This is a genomic window from Leptolyngbya sp. Cla-17, assembly GCF_016807185.1.
Classification (GTDB): Bacteria; Cyanobacteriota; Cyanobacteriia; order Leptolyngbyales; family Leptolyngbyaceae; genus ULC077BIN1.
Window position 1 is genome coordinate 78,263 of sequence record NZ_JAEVYN010000005.1, and the last position, 19,344, is coordinate 97,606.

A 19,344-nucleotide genomic window follows, 5' to 3' on the forward strand; every position below is an offset into this window, starting at 1 on the left:
AAGGCAGTATTTTTTAGGCAGATTAAATTGCTTGAATCCAGTTAAAGCCAACTTTGCCTTGAACTACCGAAGGATGCTGCATTAGCCATTGACACCGCTTGACTAAGGCATGCTCTAGGGTATCGAGGTTGTTAAACACTTGATTGGCAACCGCTTCACGCAGCAAAGACCAAACACATTCAGTGGGTTGTAGTTGGGGAGTATAGGGCAATAGTGGATATAAGAAGATGCCTGCGGGTACCTGAAGTTTCTGGCTCATATGCCACGCGGCTTGGTCAACCAGTAGGATGACCAATTGCTGACGATGGGGATTGACGTGGGCTGCAAACAACTCTAACGCCATCTGCATCATGGAGACGTTCGCACGGGGCAATAATAGGAAGTAACTGGCTCCGCTATCGGGATGGACAAAGCCATAAGTGTAGACCCATTGATAGCGGCGGCAATGCTGCGCCGATGGGCGTTTTCCTACGGGTGCCCAAACCCGCCTGACAATGGGTTGCAAGCCTAATCGAGCTTCGTCTTCTGCCCAAATTTCAATCTCCCGATGGGGAAACAACGATCGCAACCACGCCACATGACCTGCCAATCCTGCTTTGAACTCTGCTTGCTGTTCAAGGGTTGCACTTTGATGATGCACCGGACGCGGCACCTGCAAGCTCAACCCCAACCGTCGTAGATACTTCCATGCCGTTGAGGGGTGTAAGCGAATGCCAAAGTAGGTTTTGATGTACTCCCCAACTTTCGGTCCACTCCACAGTCCGCCATCATCTGGGGGACTCTGTAAGCGCTGCTGCAATTGCTGTTGCTGTTCATCCCTTAAAGCCAGACGATTGCCTCCAGGGTTTAAGCGCTGCCGATTGATCAGTCCGACTGCGCCTTCGGCGTTGTAGCGACGGGCAATTTTCCGCACTCCACTACAACTGAGTCCACAAATTTCAGCGGTTTGTTCAATGCTCATTGCAGTCTTCGGATGACTCAGCAAGCGAATCACCAACCAACGGTTCTTCTCGCCAGCATCTTGGCACTGAATATACCGTTGAGTTAGATCTGCGTAGTCTAGATGAGGGCTAATTTGAGTGCGTCGCCGAGGCATCGTCAGAGTACCTTTTTCATTTTTCTAAATGATACTCCCCTGCTCAATTCCGTATTATGCAGATTATTTCCGCATAATATGCCTTTTTAGCTGATTAGCAAGAATCTTTCCGCATATTTTCAGATTTCTTACGGAGTGAGGGTGGCGTATGGTTAGACTAAGCCGGACCCCTAGTGAGTTTTGGCAAGATGATTTAAGCAATACTAAATGCGTTAAAGAGAAAACCTTAAAGCAGCTTTATCCATAGCGAGATCGCGCATTCCGAAATAATTGTAGAGAAAAGCCACGATCTCAGGTTGAACAATCAGCAAAGCTGATTGGACTAAATCCACTGCCCGAAACGGCTGAAAGTACTGGAAACTCGTAGACTAATTGCTTACGCGCAATTAATCTAGCCACTCTATTAATTGCTAGATAAGGCTTTTAGAATCAGTTCAGACTTTTGGACTAAAACTGGACTAACACCTTGTTCTTGCATCCCTATTTTCTGAAGTGTGGAAGGGGCAGCGGGTAACAAGTGAACCTGATTAATCGAATGAAAAATTTCCACATTGCCAGGAAAATTCCACCCGACCATTATACTGCTCTGCAAGATATTGCGAGATCGTGCGACATTGACCCAAACACTATCAACTAAAGCGACTATTTACCGAGGTAGGCATTACTTCCCTTGAAAAGCCTGACAGGGAACAGGAGTTATCCAAACATTTACAGGATTGGTAGATGGTGCATTAGCAACCAGTTCCCCACCTCCATCTGTTCCCACAATCAAACCCTGCGCTTCAACAATGGGTAGCTGGATCGATGGGCTTCGACGTGAGACATTTGGCGAACGTTTAGTCAAGGCGCGCTCAGCCGAACGGTGGATGGGTGAGTCACCTCGCACTCCCAAACTCCCCATCTCCGGACTCCTAAACTCCGCACCCTGGACTCCCCTCTGTCCCAACTCCACCAACTCCACTAATGCTTCACTGCCGCCCAGAGCATCTTCCGGTCCCAGAGGCACCCCACCACTGCCTAACACCACAAACTTGTTATCCCTGGTGCGGCGTGAACATTGCTGCCCAATTTGTTTAGATGAATCGGATAATTTGATGGGCAGGGTTGCTAATCCTCGGTTTGGATCAATGTTGAGCATGTTGATGGCAACCGTGCCGCTGAGACCAAACTGGGAGCTTGCCGTAATATCGCTGAAGGGCGTGAGCTTGGGTTGAAACTGTAAACCGAAGATCGCATTGGTCGTAATGGTAATATTGCCACCGCGTCCGCTAAAGGCATTGGCAGTAATGTCGCTGTTTTCACCCAACACGCCGATGATGAAGGGTGTCCGAATCGTGATGTTGCCACCATCTCCTCCGGCTTGAGCGGTGCCTGCTGTGGCAGAAATTAAACTGTTGCGCCGCAACAACATTAAATCTTTCACATCTAAGGTAATGTTGCCTCCCTGAGCACTAGCAGTTTCGGCTGTAATTGAGCCGCGATCGCGCAACTCCAATCCATCTGCTTGAATCGTAATGTTGCCGCCTGTGCCCTTGCCCTGGCTACCGACTGCGATCGCCGCACCATCTTGAATTAGTACTGTTCTCGGATCAATGGTAATACTACCGCCATTACCAGTTGACCTCGCAGTGGTACTGGCGAATAAGCCACTGTTCGCTCCGGTTAACGTGACGCGCTCTTGCACCTTGAGAACAATATTTCCGGCTGATGCACTACCTGTCGTGATTGTGAGGAATTGGCTTCCACCGATAACCTCTAAATTAGTCGCTTGGACTTGGATGTTGCCTGCTTTGCCTTGCCCAGCAATCTTACTGTTCAAGTAAGCACCATTAGTCAGGATTAGCGAACCAGTGAAAAGACGAATTTCACCACCCTGACCATTCCCCGTAGGTGTAACGCTGCTATCGATAAGGGCATTGTCGAGAGAAATCTGCTCACGAGCATTGACTAAGATATTTCCTGCATTGCCCTGTCCAGCTGTATTAGAAATCAATCCAGCCTCATTGGATAGGAAAAGAGAACTCGCTGAGATATTAATGTCGCTTCCATTTCCGATGCCCGTGGGTGCGACGCTACTAGTGATTGCGCTGATTGTCCCGTTGGGAGACGCTCCATCCAGAGATACAAGATCGCGGGCGACAATGCGGATATTCCCTGCATTGCCTGTTCCGCCTACAACCGAAAAGAGGAGAGCACCATTAGTCAAAGATAGGGAGTTAGTAACAATATCAATAGCTCCCCCCTTACCAACACCTGAAGGAGCTACTCCATTAAAGACTCCACTGGAGAATTCTTCATTCGGGCTAAAGCCATTCAAAATGACTTGATCTCGTGCATTGATAAGAATATTTCCAGCATCACCCTTTCCATTTGTTTCAGCAACGAGTTGACCGCCGTTGGTTAAGGAAAGAGTTCCAGCAGAAACACTCACATTGCCACCATTGCCAACTCCCGTTCGATTCACAACTCCTGAAAGATAGGAATCATCAAAGGATGCAAGATCGCGAACTTCCACTGAAATATTACCTGCATTGCCAATACCGCTGGTGCTTGCAGATAGTCGAGCCGTGTTGGTAAAGCTCAAAGAACCTGCGGTAACTCGAATGTTACCGCCATTGCCAGTTGCACCCGACCGAACAGAACTCGTTGCTACAGATCGATCAAAGAGCAAGCGATCACGAACATCAATCAAAATATTTCCTGCGTTACCTCGCCCCAGCGTCAGCGATTGTAGTTCACTCCGCTCTGTGACAGTCAAATTCTCCGCTGAAATAATCAGATTTCCCGCATTTGCGCTCAGGACTGTGCGATTTGTTAAAGTAACATCACGTCGGGAGGTCTCTGGAGCTAGCTCAGTTCTCAGACGATCACCATTCAGCCCTAGCCCTATTGAACCATTTTCGCCCACTGCGCTAAGAGTAATTTGCCGTCCTGGTGTTTGGATCACTGAGTTATCTAGCGTCATATTGCCCCCTACAAGAGCAAAGTCGCTGAATCTATCAGTTTGTCCTGCTGAAAAGACCGATCGCTGCATCCGAATTTCTCCGGGTGTTTGCCCCATCTGCAAGCCGATCGGGACGCTGACAGTCAGTAGTGGAGCCGGGTCATTGGTGCGAAACTCGGTGCCATCCATAAACTGCATTCGATTGGCAGTGGTTGCCAGGAAGGAGCCGCCGATGTTCAACGTCGCACCCGGACCAAAGACAATACCGTTGGGGTTGAGCAAGAAGAAGTTGGCAGAGTTGCTGGTGGCGATCGTGCCATTGATGTTGGAGATAAAGGGTTGCCCCACTCCCGTCACGCGCACAATTACATTCTGAATCGCCGGGGTGGTGATAAACCCGGCAAAATCCCCGTTCGGTAGAGAAAACTGGCGAAAGCTGTGAAACAAATTGCTGCCTCTGGTCGCCCCATTGGTGATAATGCAGGTTCCCGTACAGGGCGCGATCGCGGAACCATTAACCCGCGTTCCTAACGTGCCATCACCCGTAACTTGAGCCAGCGAAACAGCAGGATAGAGAGTCAACATGACTCCGCCAACTACCCCCACCCACCCAACTTGCTTAGGTTGAAAGCTCGATTTTTGAATCATGTTGTTCTCCTAAACATCAATCAGGAAGTCAGCTAAAAGTTGGAGATTGGAGACAGTCTCACCACGATAATATGTGGCAGAGGGATTTTTGATGACTAAAGATAGTTGTGCAATTTAGATGCATTTTTTACTGTCAATTTGCTTCCGTGGAGTTTATTCAATTCAATCCACGTAAATTTATTCTTGCTGGCGCAATGCCCAAAGTAGTTTTTGAGCTTTCTAGGCACGATCTACCAGTTGTAGGGCAAGTTCAATAGGGTAGTTTCTGAAGCTGTTGATTTGATGGGCATTTTGAATCAACTCCTGTAAACACACCTCTCTACTAATAGCTGGAGTTGGATTGGAATCTGGAGGGCATGTCTCAACGGTGGAAGAACAAACTGGATTGGGGAATTTGGTGGTTAGAAACATCATGAGTTAGCTCGATATTGAAGTTTGGGGGCAAACCTGATCTGAGAATTATTCATTCCTCTAGCTATACTATTGGTTTATTTTTTCTGAATTTATTCACTCGATGAGTGCAGTGGATTTTCAAAATCCCGTTTAATCTTCTGACTTGGAGTCTTTTTCTTCAACTTGTGCTGCGGCTATTTGCAGTTCCATCTCAAGTTGCTCAATGGAAGGAAGGCTATCTTTGAGTGGTTCCGGCAGGTCTTCTTTCAATTGATAGGTTGCAACTCCTATTGGCTTATGAATGTCTTGTAAGGCATATTCCACAGTGATGTCACTTTTAGATCGGCAGAGAATGAGACCAATCGTGCGTCGATCCTCTGGAGAGCGTAAGAGGTTGTCAACGGCTGACACGTAGAAATTGAGTTGTCCACTGTAGAAGGGGAGAAACTCTCCAACCTTCAACTCAATTACAACATAGCAGTGCAATTTTGCATGGTAGAAGAGCATGTCAATGAAATACTCCTTGTTGTCTACCACCAGCGAATATTGGCTACCGAGAAAGGCAAATCCAACACCTAATTCCATCAGAAAGTCTCGAATATGGGCAATGAGTGCTTTTTCTAACTCTCGCTCTTGGCTTCCTTGAGTAAGTGATAGAAAATCAAAGTTATAGGGGTCTTTGAGAAGCTGAATAGCTAGGTCAGAATCAGTTTTGGGGAGGGTGCGCTCAAAATTAGTAATGGCACTTCCCTGCCGCTCAAGCAGCCGAGTTTCAATCTGCATCACGAGAATGTCTCGGCTCCATCCATTCTCCAAAGTCTTTTGTGCATACCAAAGCCTCTCCTCCTCTGACTTAAGCTTCTCAAGTAGGGCAATGTTATGTCGCCACGGCAGTTGTGCAACGCTGCATTGCACAACTGTCTTGTCTGGATAAGCTTCAGCAAAAGCCCTCATGTATTTGAGGTTTCGGGCTGAGAAACCAGTCAGTCCAGGAAACTCTTTTTTAAGGTCTTTGGCAAGCTGATCAACAACTTTTGTGCCGTATCCTTGCCGCTCTTGTCGGCTGAGAATTTCTCGACCAATTTCCCAATACAGTGTGAGCATCTCTTCATTAATGGCGACGGCGGCCTTGACCTGAGCCTTCCGAATTCGGCTCTTTAAGCTGCTTAAGAAGCTGTTGTAGTCGTCTGGGAAAAGGGAAGATTGTTTGGGCACGAAGGAGACTCCACAGTCCGGAGTGAATATCCATTGTCAAGCTCATTTCTGCTGACAAACGGCTGGTTGTGGATCAACTATAGATTTTCCCCAGCCCTAAAAAGCACAAAGCATGAAAATTTGTATGTAAAGAACGCGATCGCCCAGATTTCAGTCCATTGGTGCAAAGTGTTTTTCTCATCATCGGATTGCTTACAACAAGTCCATATAAACTAATAGAGTCGCTTCTACGGACACCATGATTATTACGACTGCCTCATTTAAAGGTGGCGTTGCGAAAACCACTACAGCCATTCATTTGGCGGCCTATTTGCAAACCAAAGGTCAAACTCTCCTGATTGATGGTGACAATAACCGTTCGGCAACTCGCTGGGCAGAACGGAGTCTAGAGCGGGGAGGATTGCCTTTCAAAGTTGTTGGAGTTAATCAATCTGCTAAGTACAGCAAAGGGTGTGAGCATTTTGTCATCGATACGGAAGCCAGCGCTGAAGAAGAAGAATTGAGAGAAATTATAGATGGTTGTGATTTGTTGATTCTGCCTACAACTCCTGACACGATGTCTCTCGATGCTCTTATTCAAACAGTTGAATTGCTTAGAGCTTTGGGTATTGATAAATATAGAGTCCTGCTCACCAGAGTGCCCCCGCCCCCTCGACGAGAAGGAGAGGAAGCCAGAGAATTTCTAACCGAAGCTGGCTTTCCTTTGTTCAAAGGCAAAATTAGAGAAGCCGTGGCGTTTCAGAAGGCGGCGAATGAGGGTGTATTAGTTCACCAGGTGAGCGATCGCCGTGCTCGAAATGCCTGGAACGAATACAGCGCGATTGGTAAGGAGGTATTTGGTGAGTAATCCAAAACAAAATCGCTTCAAAGGGTTAATGCAGGTCATTCGCCAGGAAAGCGCTGCACCAGATGCCCAGGAAGATGAAACAGATAGTCCGGAAGGTAAGAAAGAGCAATCCAACGCTGAGAGTTTCCCGGAGCAACCCACTGTAATTTGGGTGCCTCACAAAAAAATTCATCGTGATTTAGGGCAGTCGCGTCGCTATTTTGATCCTGATGAATTGAACAATATGGCAGCTTCTATGAAAGCTGTTGGAGTGATCGATCCGCTTTCGGTGCGCCTTCGTCCTGGCACATCAGATGAGTACGATTTGCTGGCAGGGGAGAAGCGTCACCGATCTGCGGAGATCGCGGGTTTAGAAAAAGTCCCAGTTAGATTTTTTGAGGTGGACGACCAGATTGCTGAAGACATTAAAGCAATCAGTAACCTTCAGCGAAGCGACCTGAATAAATGGGAAGAGACAAATGCCATTATGGGGATGCTGTGCCGTAATTTGGGAAAGACACAAGCAGAGGTCATTAGCCTACTTAATCAGGCAGCAAACCAGAAACGTGGGCTTACGGACAACGTTGTCCGTAGTGAAGATTGGATAGCTGTTGAAGAAATTTTTACGGTTGTAGGTCGCTTGACACCAGAGAGTTTTCGCAAGCATCGGGTTCCATTAATTAAGCTTCCTGAGCACATTCAAGCTGTTTTACAACAAGGTAAACTGCACTACACCAAAGTCAACGAAGTCCTAAAAGTCAAAGATACAAACCAACAGCGTCAGCTGTTAGAACTGGCGATATCCCAAGAGCTTTCGGTTAGTGAAATTCAGGCGGAGGTTAAAACCCTGCGTCAGGCTAAAGTACCATTGGATGTTGCTGAACCCGATGAAATTCCTTTACCTCAACGCCTGACGATTGTGACGCAGCAACTTAAAAAGGCAAAAGTCTGGAATGATCCTAAAAAGAAAAGAAGGCTGGAAAAGTTATTAGCTGAACTCGGTTCCTTAATCACTGAATAAAACCGAAATCAGCCCGTGAAGAAAGGGTCGTTTTTTGATACCCCTTCCAGGCGAGCAATAACTGTCGATTTAAGCCAGTTTCAGACGGCTTCAATTTATACCCCTTTTTTGACACCCTGTGATCGATCTCCACTGCACCGCCGTTACCAATCTGGATGATATGGTGATCGCTACACTCAGCTTTTGAGCGTAGCCGGAGCTTGGCTTTGATTTTCAGGTGTTACAGAACTCATGTGCAACCGCAAGTTTTGAGGCATTGATTTTGAGACGGGTTTTGAAGCCGCCCAAGTCTGATTCTGTCGTTCGTGGGAGATCGCCTATCTGACTGTCTCTTTTGGGGTCGGATACTGTTGGCGAAGTCCGATTGGGATCACACTCCTCTGCTTTAACTGTCAATCCGAGAACGCACTGCATCAGCGGATTGTCGGTCAGACAGATTCTCGCGGAATTGCATGAGGGTGATCAGGGCCAATCGCCAAGGTGGAACTGCGGGTTGCCCTGTTGTGGAAAACAGATTGGCAAAATCTGCATCTGCAAAAATCGGTCCTAGTTCATCTCTCAGCGTTAAGTAAGGATTGCCTTTGGGAAAGTGGCTTTCGCGACCCGCACTGTTTCTCGAGGAACTAAAGGAATTGGTTCAAACGCCAGGGACATGGCAACTCACCTCGCAAAACTAAGGGAATTGCTCTCTAGAATAGCCGATGTGATCCTAGTCGGGGTTCGCCAACAGTATCGGGTCGTTTGATTGACAATCACCCAATTTCACCAGTTTCTCTATAAACAATTGTAAAGTTGAGGAGGGGGTGACTATATTGTTAATTTTGTGCAGTATTCCTTGAGGCATGTAGCTATTCAAAACTAAAATTTAGTTTTGCTAATGGTTATTTAAAAGCTTCAACATTGTTGTCAAGCAATGGGCTTAGCGAATAGATGGCTTTATTCTTAATCCTCCAGGAGGTATGTGTCAATGAATATAGTTGACGAGGTTAAGATTGAGAACCTGGGCAATTGGTTGAAGTCTCTAAAGCTTAACAGTGGTACAGTTCTGCATATTCCGCCTCACGCGACCTCGGAGGCGATCGTAGGTGTAGAAGTTCAAGACAATACTGAAGTCGCTAAGCTCCTACGGCAATGTTCGATCGCAGTGCATGAGATAACTGCCTCTACTCCTGACGTAAAGTCGAATACTGATACAGGAGGCTCAACCCCCTCTGCATGAAAATAATTCCGCCGTCGCTCATGGGATGGTTTCCATCTAATCGACACAAGTTTTGTGCTTAGAAATGGTTCCTTTATGCTGAAGGAGAACAGGTATGGCTAATCTGACCTATCCAGGTGTTTATGTTGAAGAGGTATCTAGTGGCATTCGTCCCATTCAATCTGCGGGAACCTCAACAGCGGCTTTCATAGGGATCGCAGAGAAGGGTCCTCTTAATGAGGCGGTGAAGATCTTCAACTTTACAGAGTATCAGAATCTATATGGCAGCTTCTTAAACAATTCCTTTCTGAGCCATAGCGTTTACCAGTTTTTCAATAATGGTGGTTCGCAATGTTACATCATTAGGATAGGAACCAATCTAAAAACGGCAAATATAGTTCTTAAGGACCGTGGATCTACGGCTCAACCCAGCCTAACAATCTCAGCAAAATCCCCAGGTGTTTGGGGGAATCAACTAGCTGTGCAAGTTACAGATGGCAGCAACGACCCTGCCAATGAATTTAATTTGCTTGTCTATCGCCAAGATGCAGTAATCCCTTCTGATCTGACTAAGGCAACTTTACTGGAACGCATTGAAAACTTAAGCATGGTTCCTGGCAGTGCCAATTTTTTTGCAACACGCACCTCTGCATCAAAACAGATTCAAGCTACAGTCACACAGATTCAAACTACAGTCACGGGTAATCCAAACGTCCAAGCTGGAAGCAGTCTTGGGGCTGGTACACCTCTACCATTGACGATCGCTGAGCGGAAGAAATTCCGCATCAACATTGATGGGGATGGCTATCAAGAAGTAGACTTGCAAACTGCGGTAGGGTTGGGTGCCGGACAGGTTACTGACCTCAACAGCACAGCAACTATCGCATCTGCGATTGCCTTTGCGGTCAGACGATTGACAAAGCTACGAGCTTCGACCAACCAGGCGGCATTCGACAACTTTACCTGTGCGCCAAACAGTGAGGGGGTTCTTCTACTCACATCAGGTGCTTCTAGTTTGGCATCCTCAGTCACCGTTGCCCCGGCCATCAATAGTAGTGAAGATGCCAGTGGGCTGCTCAAACTTGGTAAATTGAACAGCGGTAAAGAAACGATAGGTGGGGCTGTGACACGCCCCCTAGTCAATCCCATTGGTATCCCATATTATTTTCTTGGCGATAATACTGAGAACACAGCCCAAGTGGTATCGATCCAGGTTGGTTCTGATGGCGATCTGGTTAATTCCGACCAACCTTTCATTGCGGCCTTACCGCTCCTCGACACCATTGATGACGTGAGTCTGATTGCCATTCCTGGCATTGGTTCAGAAGCGATCGTCGGAGCCGGGATGAAATACTGTGCCAATCGTTCTCTGAGCGATTGTTTCTTTATTGGTGATATGCGTCAGGATAACGATACGGTTGCGGAAGCGGAGATATTTGCGGCGGCGGTCAGTCCCAAGAATTCCTATGGAGCAGTCTATATACCCTGGGTCAAAATGCTTGATCCGACTGGTGTTTTGCCGGAGCCAATTCTGGTTCCCCCTTCTGGTTTTGTGGCTGGACTTTATGCAAAAACTGATGCCCAGCGGGGTGTTTGGAAAGCACCCGCTGGTGTGAATGTGGGGTTGGGTGGCGCAGTGGGGTTGGCGGTCAACTTTACTGATGTGCAACAAGGGAACTTGAACGACAAAAACATCAATGGCATCAGACAATTTGCCTCTTCAGGGATCGTCCTTTGGGGGGCACGAACAATGAGTGCTGATCCGGAGTGGAAATATATTCCTGTTCGCCGGATGGCGATCTTTCTGCGAGTCAGTATCTACCGTGGCATTCAGTTTGCGGTTTTTGAGCCCAATGACGAGCCACTCTGGTCGCAGTTGCGTCTGAACATTGGATCGTTTATGACTGGGCTGTTTCGACGTGGGGCATTTCAAGGGGCAACACCTTCTCAGGCTTTCTTTGTCAAGTGTGATGGAGAAACAACGACCCAGGACGACATCAATGTAGGAAGAGTGAATGTACTGGTAGGCTTTGCCCCACTCAAACCAGCTGAATTTGTAGTAGTGAAAATCAGTCAGAAAGCGGGACAGTCTTCTTAGTCATTGCTGCTGTAGATCATAAAGACATACAAGAAAGGAGTTAGGCATGCCAAGATTTACGGTTAACTCTGACCGCTTTGACCCATATCACAATTTTAAGTTCAAAGTTAAGTGGGATGGTCAGTACGTGGCAGGGCTGAGCAAGTGCAGTGCCTTAAAGAAAACCACCGAATCAACGCCCTGGTATGAAGCGGGGGATCAGAGTGGGCCGCACAAGATTCCCGGCAAAACGACCTGTGATCCGATTACGCTTTCAGCAGGTGTCACCCATGACACTACCTTTGAGGCATGGGCAAATCTCGTCAATAACTACGAGGGGGAAGCAGCGATGTCGTTGAAGAACTTTCGTAAAGATATCACCATTGAAGTTTGTAACCTCCAGGGTAAAACAGTTCTTGCCTATAACGTTTTTCGTTGTTGGGTTGCAGAATACCAGGCGATTCCTGAATTGGATGCCAGTGGCAATGCGGTGATGATACAGACCATCAAACTAGAGCATGAGGGTTGGAAACGCGACATGTCTGTGACCGAACCCGTTGAAACCTAAAGCAGCCATGGTAAATAAGGTGATGGATAATGTCACGGTGTTCCTCCCTGGAGGCTATATGGATTGCAATGGTAGCCTTCACCAAGAGGTTGAGATTACGCCGCTCACAGGTCGTGAAGAGGAACTACTAGTTTCACAGCAACAACGGGAGGTGGCATCACTAGTCACAGAGGTGCTTCAACGATGTGTCCAGCGCATTGGCACAGTTAGCCCTGTCACTAAAGATGTAATTTGTAACCTGCTGGTCGCTGATCGCCAGTATTTGTTACTTAAGCTGCGAGAGCTAACCCTGGGAGACTACGTTCGGGCCACCATCTGCTGCCCCTGGCCCGGCTGTGGCAAGAAGATTATGGTCAACTTTACGATTGCCGATATTCCCGTTACGGAGTCAATCGATAAAAACTTCATTTATAGGATGGAACTCTCACTAGAAGCAGCTTTTGTCTCTAAGACGGGAGAAATATCTCGTGAGGTTGCCTTTCGCCTCCCCAATGGTGGCGATCAGGAATTGATCTCGCCCCTTTTGGCTCAAAATGAGGCACAGGCACTGAGCCTATTGTTGCAACGCTGTCTTCATAGCATAGGCTCACTTGAACACCCCAAGCAGGAGGTTATTGATCTGCTTTCGCCCCTAGCGCGGATGGAAATTGAGCAGCAGATGGAGGCTGTTGCGCCCAAAGTGGAATTAACGATGGAGTCGAAGTGTCCGGAGTGTGGTCGCGATTATGCAGTGCCGTTTGACATCCAGCACTTTTTCTTTGGCGAACTACAAACCAGCCGTGACTTGCTTTACCGAGAAGTGCATTATCTGGCCTACCACTATCACTGGAGTGAGCGGGAAATTATGGACATGCCCCGCCCAAAGCGACGCACCTATATTGAAATTCTTGCAGAAGAAATCGAGAAATTAAACGATGTCGCTTGAGCATCCCTCTATGGCAGCAGGTTATTTACATCAGATTCTCGTTAATGGCGCGACTCCGTTTCGCTATCGTAGCAATGTGCGATCGCTGCTCGGAATGCCAGACATTGATGCAACTCCCCCTGCTGCTGCAAATCTTCCGCCCATTGAGTTTCTGTATGCCATACCTCGATCGATTTCAGCGAATTTGCCAGACTCGATTCAACAGAGTAGTTGGGAATCAGATTCCACTAACGCAAACGAATTGGTAAGGGAAGTACTTCCCCATACGCCTCTAACAAAACCGCCTATTACCACTACCATTCCTGGAATCACTAATTATCGCTCTCCTAGTCTAGAGAGTAGACTAACGATCCCAGGCTCTCTCCAACCAGCCGAAACCAATATAGGGATGCCCGAAGCAATTGATTCCATCGACAGTCCACAACGTTTGATTTCAGCTTTTCCTTCTAGGAAGATCGTGCCTAAAATTTCAGCTAGCTCGATTGAGACTCCTCAACATTTGGTAGAGGATTCAAGCATCAAGGATGTTGCCAGCGAATCTGCCACCTTATCTTTTCGCAAGCAGGCAAGTACAGATACTAATACTACGAGCATCAATACAACACCAACTAAAGGGCTAGCTAGCCAGACTGCACCCTTGCCAATTGCTACCACACCCATACCTATGGCAAGTGCCATCCATATGCCTCCTAGTGCTGTGGCAGTTCAACCGGCAGCCAAAGTAACGGAAGAACTGACCAGGCTTCGTCACATAGTTGCTGACCTGACTGCCCAGGTTACTGCTCAGAAGGAATTTCAGCGACCAGCACCACCTATCGTTTTGCCTCCATCTGTGCAGATCGTTGAACGATCTGTGTCACCCCAAAAAACTCCGCAGGCATTTTGGGAGCGGAGTTATGTGAGCCGCTTGTATCGCTGGTCGCGCAGGTGAGGAGGAACAGCGATGAGTGCTTCTACGGCGATCGGGTTGGTCAGTGAGTCTCTCAGGAATCTCCTGGTGGGTGAGATGCAGTTGAGTTCATCTGTAGATGTAACGATCCTGGCACCGGATGAAGGGGGGGGGAATCAGCGAATTAATTTATTCCTGTATCAGGTTTTAGAGAATCCAACCCTTAAGAATATGGACTGGCAACTCAAGCCAGGAACTGCCAATGTGCTGGTACCTCCGCCCCTTTCTTTAAATTTGTTCTACCTGATGACACCCTACGCCCCCAATGAGCAGCAGACTGGCAACTCGACTGCCCATGCAATTTTGGGTGAAGCCATGCGTGTTTTCTACGAAAACCCAATTGTGCCCCAAACTTACCTAGCCGATGGACTGGAGGATGCCCGGGAACAGATTCAAATTATCCATAACACGCTGGATATGGAAGAGTTGGCGCGGGTCTGGAGTACGTTTACAAAGCCATTTCGTCTGTCGATTCTCTACCAGGTTTCGGTTGTGCAAATCGATGCTCTGCCTGCCAGTGAGCGTCCAATGCCGCCCCGAGTCCGCCAAACTGGAGCACCTGAGGTTGGTGCGATGTTCAGCCCACCCATAGTAGACAGCATCACTCCCATACGGGGATCTGTGGGGACAGCCATCACCCTCCAAGGAGAGCACTTGGTAGGTTGGCGGGCTTCGGTTAGGATTTTGCGGAGAACCATTCTCAATGCCCAAGAATTAACCCAAAATCAATTCACTGTCACGGTTCCGAATGATTTGCCCCCAGGGTTCCACGAAATACGAGTTGATGTCTCAAACTTATTCAGGAGAACTTTTTTCTTTGAGGTAACCCCATGATAGTGCAGCCGGATATCCCCAAAAATCAGGTGATGCCGGCTTATGCTGACCCGTTTGAGCATCTGTATGATGTGTTGAAGTGGTTGGATCTGCGAATTCAGATGGAAGTATTGAAGCTACGATCGCGCACCCAACCGTTCCAGCAGTTAGCCGTTGACCAGCAGGTCTATATCAGTCATGAAGAAGTGGACTGGTTAGTAGGTGCAGCATCCTTGCCCAACTCAGATTCAGTCGAACTAGGCAAGCTCCGCCATCAGATTGCCCAACTGTCGCAACAGATGCAAGCTAGGGTTGTGGTTAGCCTTGAACAAGAGGTCTTTCTGCCGCTGATTCAGTTAGCCCGTACTTTCAAACTCTCCCCGTTTGAAGCACAGGCGGTAGTTATCTGTCTCGCTCCAGAGCTACACCGTAAATATGACCGGCTCTACGCTTATTTGCAAGACGACATCACCCGCAAGAAACCCAGTGTCGATTTGATTTTGACGCTGCTTTGCTCAGCTCAAAGCGATCGCGCCAGCCCTGACCTTTCTGCTCGTTGGCGAGCCAAATTCTATTTCTCGGAGACAGCAACTCTCTTTCGGGCAGATATTCTCCAACCCATTGATGATCCCCACAGTCCTTCTGGAGCGAGTGATTTGGGGCGATTTCTGCGGTTGGATGGGCGGATTTTGAACTATTTGTTGGGCAATTACCAGATCGATGAACGGTTAAGTAATCTGGTGACTCTACATAACCCTAGCCAGACCTTGGAACAGGTGTTGATAGACCCGATCGCCAAAACCAAAATGGAGCAATTGTTGCAGCACCACTGCTCACCTCCCACAAAGGAAGGTGATCGGGTAGTAGTGTATCTTCAGGGGCTAACGGGTGTGGGTAAGCGGGAATTAGCTCTGGGAGCTTGTGCCCAGCTCAATTGTCGGTTGCTCTATGTCGATTTGAATTTGCTACTGGCGCAGGAAGCAGAAGCGGAAAAGCTCGTGCGGTTAGTGTTTCGTGAAGGACTGCTGCTACGGGGGGCGCTCTATTTTGATCACTTGGATCGATTGATGGGGGATGAGCCAAAGGGGAAGATGATCTTGAAGCGGCTGGCGAGGATCATGGCTGACTTTGGCTGGTTGGCATTTTTGGCGGGGGAAAAGCCCTGGCACCCCCAGGATTTATTTGAGTCGATGGTGTTTCAGTCGATCGCCCTCTCTCTGCCCGATATGGCATTGCGAACGGCTATTTGGAAGCAGTCTCTAGAAAACCATCTACCCACTGCTGATGAGACTTGGGCAAACCAACTGGCGAATCAGTTTCGTTTGACCCCCAGGCAAATTCGAGCAGCGGTGGCAATGGCGATCGCCCACGGTTCCCTGACGGCGGAACAACCGGATCTAACGCTAGCTGATCTCTATACTGCCTGCCGGAACCAAAGCAATCAAAAGTTGAGTGAATTGGCGGCAAAGGTTGAGCCGCGCTATGGCTGGCAGGATCTGATCCTGCCTGAAGACAAGCTGGCGCAACTGAAGGAAATTTGTAGTCAGTCGAGGCATCGCTACCAGGTGTTTGGTGACTGGGGTTTTGACCGCAAGCTATCCCATGGTAAAGGATTAAGTGCGCTGTTTTCGGGTCCACCCGGTACGGGTAAGACCATGGCAGCCCAAGTCATTGCCCATGATCTCCAGGTAGATCTGTATAAGGTAGACCTGGCTGGGGTGGTAAGCAAATACATCGGTGAGACGGAAAAGAATCTGTCCCGCATTTTTCAGGAAGCGGAAACCAGCAATGCGATTCTATTTTTTGATGAGGCGGATGCCCTATTTGGCAAACGCACAGAAGTCTCGGATGCCCACGATCGCTATGCCAACATTGAAACTAGCTATTTGCTGCAAAGGATGGAGGAGTATGAAGGGATTGTGATTCTGGCTACGAACCTGCGGGCGAATATGGACGATGCTTTTACTCGGCGACTACGGTTTATTGTCGAGTTTCCCTTCCCGGATGATGCCAACCGAGGGCTCATCTGGAAAACCCATTTCCCACCTGATGCTCCTTTAAGTGAGGAGTTAGATTATGAATTCCTGGCACGAAAGTTTCAGGTGGCAGGGGGCAGTATCAAGAACATTGTGTTGAGCGCGGCTTTCTTTGCGGCTGAGGAGGGAGGGGCGATCTGCATGAATCATGTTTTGCGGGGAGCAAAGCGAGAATTTGAGAAGATCGGCAAACTGTGGAATGAGGTGAACGCACCGTCATCTGGAACTAGGAAGCATTGAGGAGGATCTGGGATGTTTACTGTGAAGGATCAAGACCCACAGAAAAAAGCTGTTACTTCCCGTTCTAAAGGTTTGGATGGGAAGACCCACAGTGGGCCACAAATGCGCGAGCCGGTTGGTTCTCTGCAATCCCTACAACGCAATCTGGGTAATGGCTACCTGCAAGCAAGCAATCCGACAAGCACTCACATGACAACGGACGTCAATGGGTTGCGGCTTCAACGGGCTTGTGCCTGTGGCAGTTCATGTGCGAAGTGTGCCGCAAAAGGAAATGAGCAACGAATACTCCAGCCTAAGCTGACGATTGGCTCACCCAATGACAGGTACGAGCAAGAAGCCGATCGCATTGCCGATCAGGTGATGCGAATGCCAGAGCCAACGATTCAACGACGGATGGATCCGGAAGAAGAAGAGGACATGGTTCAGAGGAAGGTTGCTGACCAAATTACTCCTTTAGTCCAGAGGGAAGCGTTGCCTGAGATGGAAGAGGAAGAAGAGGAAGTCATTCAGACGAAAACGATTGGCAATCAAACTGCTCCTTTTCCCCCGCGAGAATCCTCTGAAGTTCCCTCCATCGTCCACGAAGTTTTGAACTCGCCCGGCCAACCGCTTGACCCAGCTACCCGCGCCTTTATGGAACCGCGCTTCGGTCACGATCTCAGTAGGGTGCGCGTGCACACGGACGCGAAGGCGGCTGAGTCGGCGCAGGCGGTGAACGCACGAGCTTACACGGTCGGGCGGGACGTGGTGTTTGGGAACGGTGAGTATGCGCCTCAATCGGCAGAAGGCGGCTGGCTCTTCGCGCATGAGTTAACGCATGTAATGCAGCAAAATATGGTTGGTAGTGAGGCATCTGTCCGCCGTAGCGAATCAGCACCCGTACTCCAGAGAAACCCCGCGCGCGCGACCCCGCGCGCGCTTCGGGTCGTTGGCAAGGGGTTCGAGAAGCGCGTAGACGTAGTGGTGACGCAAGCCCAGAATTCCCGTATGGCAATCACCACCGCCTTAGACGATGGGATAAAGGGCCTGGATGCAACCCGCGCCGATCTCGAAGCGGTTGCCAAGGTTTACATGCTGGCATACACGCACTTCGAGATGATTCTCAAGAGGGGTGAGGCAGAGGCGAAGGTGAACGCTGCGATCCAGAATTTGGTCCTCAGCATAGCTATCAGTGTTGCCGTCGGTGTGCCGCTTAGCGCAGCGCTGAGCGGTATGGTTGTGGTGCGGATTCTCGATAAGACGCTCATCGAGTTCGGCAAGACGATGGTCAAGGAAGGGGTGAAAAAGACCCTTATGCCGGACAGCGGTGGCGGGCTGGCAGCCACCGCGGAAGCGGCGACGGAGGACTTTAAGGGCAAAGTGAACCCGACCCTGAAGCGCCTGGAGGTTTTTCAGCAGCTTACGGACCTCTACCGCGAGCTAGCGATGCTCGGCCTCAAGATTGACGATGTGGCGCAAGTCTCCGACTGGTGTGTCGAAGCGAAAGCGGATGCACGCGAGTTCGAGTTGACAGGTCGCCACCGAACGCTCTCCGAGATTCAGCTCGATATGCAGATCTCCATTCTGGAGGGGGCGGCGGAGTCGCAGAACAAACTTGGCGATCAGATCGCTTCCATCTCCGGGCGCATCCGCGAGGCACAGAAGGCGGCAAGCGACGCGGCCGCCAAAGCCGACGCCGATCGGATGGAGCGCCACCTCTGGATTCAATGGATGGGCTCGCTGCCGCTCGATGATGCCGACTTGATCGATGCAGACCCCATCGAGAATCGGCTTAATCGACTCGGCATTCAGGGCTACCGCCCTCATGGGGGCGGTGGTAGCCTTATCGACTGGTACACTGGCGATTGGACCTCCGGGAGTGACGTGGAGGAGGGGGTGAAACGCGCGCAGCTCTACTCGGCGGCGATTGCCGCTGTGGGCCAAATAGGAGTGCTCTACGCTTACTCTCCGACTCATGGCAAGCTTGCCCTAAGCAGGCAGGTGGGCGATCAGCGCACGCCTTGGGCGCGCGCCGACGGCATGACGATCCAGATCTATGGCGAGGCCGTGGATGGCGACGCGATCAGGGTCGTCGGCCTTAGCGGCGGCTTCGGCTCCCCCAAGCTCATCGGCCAGCCGCGTAAAGACGAGATGCGGGGCGTGCCGCCGCCTGACCTTTCGTACAATAGGTTGTGAGGCAATGCTAGGGCGCGAGCGCGATCCGCACCCTGCATAGTGCGATCGATCGCCTCGTAGGTTGGGTTGACGAAGGAAACCCAACACCTATAAGCCTTTCGGGTCAAACGGAATACAAATGCAACCTTTGGCTTTGTTGGGTTTTGCTGTCGCGCAACCCAACCTACGTTTATTAATTGCTGATTTCTGGGGGAAATTGAATATCGCCCTCCGTACCCCA

General features: G+C 49.3%; 13 protein-coding genes and 1 pseudogene. 10 read left to right on the top strand and 4 right to left on the bottom strand.

What is annotated here, in order from left to right; genetic code table 11:
• Nucleotides 1-22: 22 nt before the first annotated feature.
• The 3 genes from JOY44_RS28585 to JOY44_RS28595 form a co-directional block, all read right to left on the bottom strand.
• Entirely contained in the window at nucleotides 23-1,096 is a 1,074-nt protein-coding gene (locus JOY44_RS28585) for an IS630 family transposase (RefSeq protein WP_171576816.1), read from the bottom strand.
• Nucleotides 1,097-1,757: 661 nt separating this feature from the next.
• Nucleotides 1,758-4,688, bottom strand: a complete 2,931-nt coding sequence (locus tag JOY44_RS28590; RefSeq protein ID WP_171576817.1) for a filamentous hemagglutinin N-terminal domain-containing protein — start codon at nucleotides 4,686-4,688, stop codon at nucleotides 1,758-1,760.
• 543 nt (nucleotides 4,689-5,231) lie between these two features.
• Nucleotides 5,232-6,296 carry a PDDEXK nuclease domain-containing protein gene (locus tag JOY44_RS28595; protein ID WP_171576818.1) on the bottom strand — a complete coding sequence of 355 codons (1,065 nt, stop codon included), beginning with the start codon at nucleotides 6,294-6,296 and terminating at the stop codon, nucleotides 5,232-5,234.
• A gap of 238 nt (nucleotides 6,297-6,534) precedes the next feature.
• Here JOY44_RS28595 and JOY44_RS28600 point away from each other — a divergent pair, with 238 nt between their 5' ends.
• Together JOY44_RS28600 and JOY44_RS28605 are read left to right on the top strand one after the other, a co-directional pair.
• Nucleotides 6,535-7,143: a ParA family protein gene (locus tag JOY44_RS28600; protein ID WP_171576819.1), complete on the top strand. Its 609-nt coding sequence runs from the start codon at nucleotides 6,535-6,537 to the stop codon at nucleotides 7,141-7,143.
• Nucleotides 7,136-8,143, top strand: a complete 1,008-nt coding sequence (locus JOY44_RS28605; RefSeq protein ID WP_171576820.1) for a ParB/RepB/Spo0J family partition protein — start codon at nucleotides 7,136-7,138, stop codon at nucleotides 8,141-8,143. The genes JOY44_RS28600 and JOY44_RS28605 overlap by 8 nt, the downstream gene beginning before the upstream one ends.
• A gap of 391 nt (nucleotides 8,144-8,534) precedes the next feature.
• On the opposite strand, the pseudogene JOY44_RS28610 reads toward JOY44_RS28605, so the two are convergent.
• A pseudogene (locus JOY44_RS28610) lies at nucleotides 8,535-8,797 on the bottom strand (transposase); the annotation flags it as partial.
• Between the two features lie 313 nt (nucleotides 8,798-9,110).
• Between JOY44_RS28610 and JOY44_RS28615 the strand changes: the two are divergent.
• From JOY44_RS28615 to JOY44_RS28650, 8 genes are all read left to right on the top strand, one after another.
• Nucleotides 9,111-9,362: a hypothetical protein gene (locus JOY44_RS28615; RefSeq protein ID WP_171576821.1), complete on the top strand. Its 252-nt coding sequence runs from the start codon at nucleotides 9,111-9,113 to the stop codon at nucleotides 9,360-9,362.
• A 94-nt stretch (nucleotides 9,363-9,456) separates the two neighbouring features.
• Nucleotides 9,457-11,439, top strand: a complete 1,983-nt coding sequence (locus JOY44_RS28620; protein ID WP_171576822.1) for a phage tail sheath subtilisin-like domain-containing protein — start codon at nucleotides 9,457-9,459, stop codon at nucleotides 11,437-11,439.
• 46 nt (nucleotides 11,440-11,485) lie between these two features.
• Nucleotides 11,486-11,986 (top strand): phage tail protein, encoded by a 501-nt coding sequence (locus JOY44_RS28625; protein ID WP_171576823.1) that lies wholly within the window; start codon nucleotides 11,486-11,488, stop codon nucleotides 11,984-11,986.
• Between the two features lie 7 nt (nucleotides 11,987-11,993).
• A complete protein-coding gene (locus JOY44_RS28630; protein ID WP_171576824.1) occupies nucleotides 11,994-12,911 on the top strand; it encodes a DUF6760 family protein in 918 nt (305 codons plus the stop codon).
• Complete coding sequence (locus JOY44_RS28635) at nucleotides 12,901-13,842, top strand: hypothetical protein (protein ID WP_171576825.1); 942 nt, start codon at nucleotides 12,901-12,903, stop codon at nucleotides 13,840-13,842. The genes JOY44_RS28630 and JOY44_RS28635 overlap by 11 nt, the downstream gene beginning before the upstream one ends.
• A gap of 12 nt (nucleotides 13,843-13,854) precedes the next feature.
• Complete coding sequence (locus tag JOY44_RS28640; protein ID WP_171576826.1) at nucleotides 13,855-14,694, top strand: Pvc16 family protein; 840 nt, start codon at nucleotides 13,855-13,857, stop codon at nucleotides 14,692-14,694.
• Nucleotides 14,691-16,949 carry an AAA family ATPase gene (locus JOY44_RS28645; RefSeq protein ID WP_171576827.1) on the top strand — a complete coding sequence of 753 codons (2,259 nt, stop codon included), beginning with the start codon at nucleotides 14,691-14,693 and terminating at the stop codon, nucleotides 16,947-16,949. The genes JOY44_RS28640 and JOY44_RS28645 overlap by 4 nt, the downstream gene beginning before the upstream one ends.
• Nucleotides 16,950-16,961: 12 nt before the next feature.
• A complete protein-coding gene (locus JOY44_RS28650) occupies nucleotides 16,962-19,124 on the top strand; it encodes a DUF4157 domain-containing protein (RefSeq protein ID WP_242541939.1) in 2,163 nt (720 codons plus the stop codon).
• Nucleotides 19,125-19,344: the final 220 nt, after the last annotated feature.

Excerpts from the sequence above, each read along its gene's own strand:
- JOY44_RS28585 (WP_171576816.1), bottom strand. The coding sequence starts at position 1,096 with ATGCCTCGGCGACGCACTCAAATTAGCCCTCATCTAGACTACGCAGAT.
- JOY44_RS28590 (WP_171576817.1), bottom strand. The coding sequence starts at position 4,688 with ATGATTCAAAAATCGAGCTTTCAACCTAAGCAAGTTGGGTGGGTGGGG.
- JOY44_RS28600 (WP_171576819.1), top strand. The coding sequence starts at position 6,535 with ATGATTATTACGACTGCCTCATTTAAAGGTGGCGTTGCGAAAACCACT.
- JOY44_RS28615 (WP_171576821.1), top strand. The coding sequence starts at position 9,111 with ATGAATATAGTTGACGAGGTTAAGATTGAGAACCTGGGCAATTGGTTG.
- JOY44_RS28620 (WP_171576822.1), top strand. The coding sequence starts at position 9,457 with ATGGCTAATCTGACCTATCCAGGTGTTTATGTTGAAGAGGTATCTAGT.
- JOY44_RS28625 (WP_171576823.1), top strand. The coding sequence starts at position 11,486 with ATGCCAAGATTTACGGTTAACTCTGACCGCTTTGACCCATATCACAAT.
- JOY44_RS28630 (WP_171576824.1), top strand. The coding sequence starts at position 11,994 with ATGGTAAATAAGGTGATGGATAATGTCACGGTGTTCCTCCCTGGAGGC.
- JOY44_RS28635 (WP_171576825.1), top strand. The coding sequence starts at position 12,901 with ATGTCGCTTGAGCATCCCTCTATGGCAGCAGGTTATTTACATCAGATT.
- JOY44_RS28640 (WP_171576826.1), top strand. The coding sequence starts at position 13,855 with ATGAGTGCTTCTACGGCGATCGGGTTGGTCAGTGAGTCTCTCAGGAAT.
- JOY44_RS28645 (WP_171576827.1), top strand. The coding sequence starts at position 14,691 with ATGATAGTGCAGCCGGATATCCCCAAAAATCAGGTGATGCCGGCTTAT.
- JOY44_RS28650 (WP_242541939.1), top strand. The coding sequence starts at position 16,962 with ATGTTTACTGTGAAGGATCAAGACCCACAGAAAAAAGCTGTTACTTCC.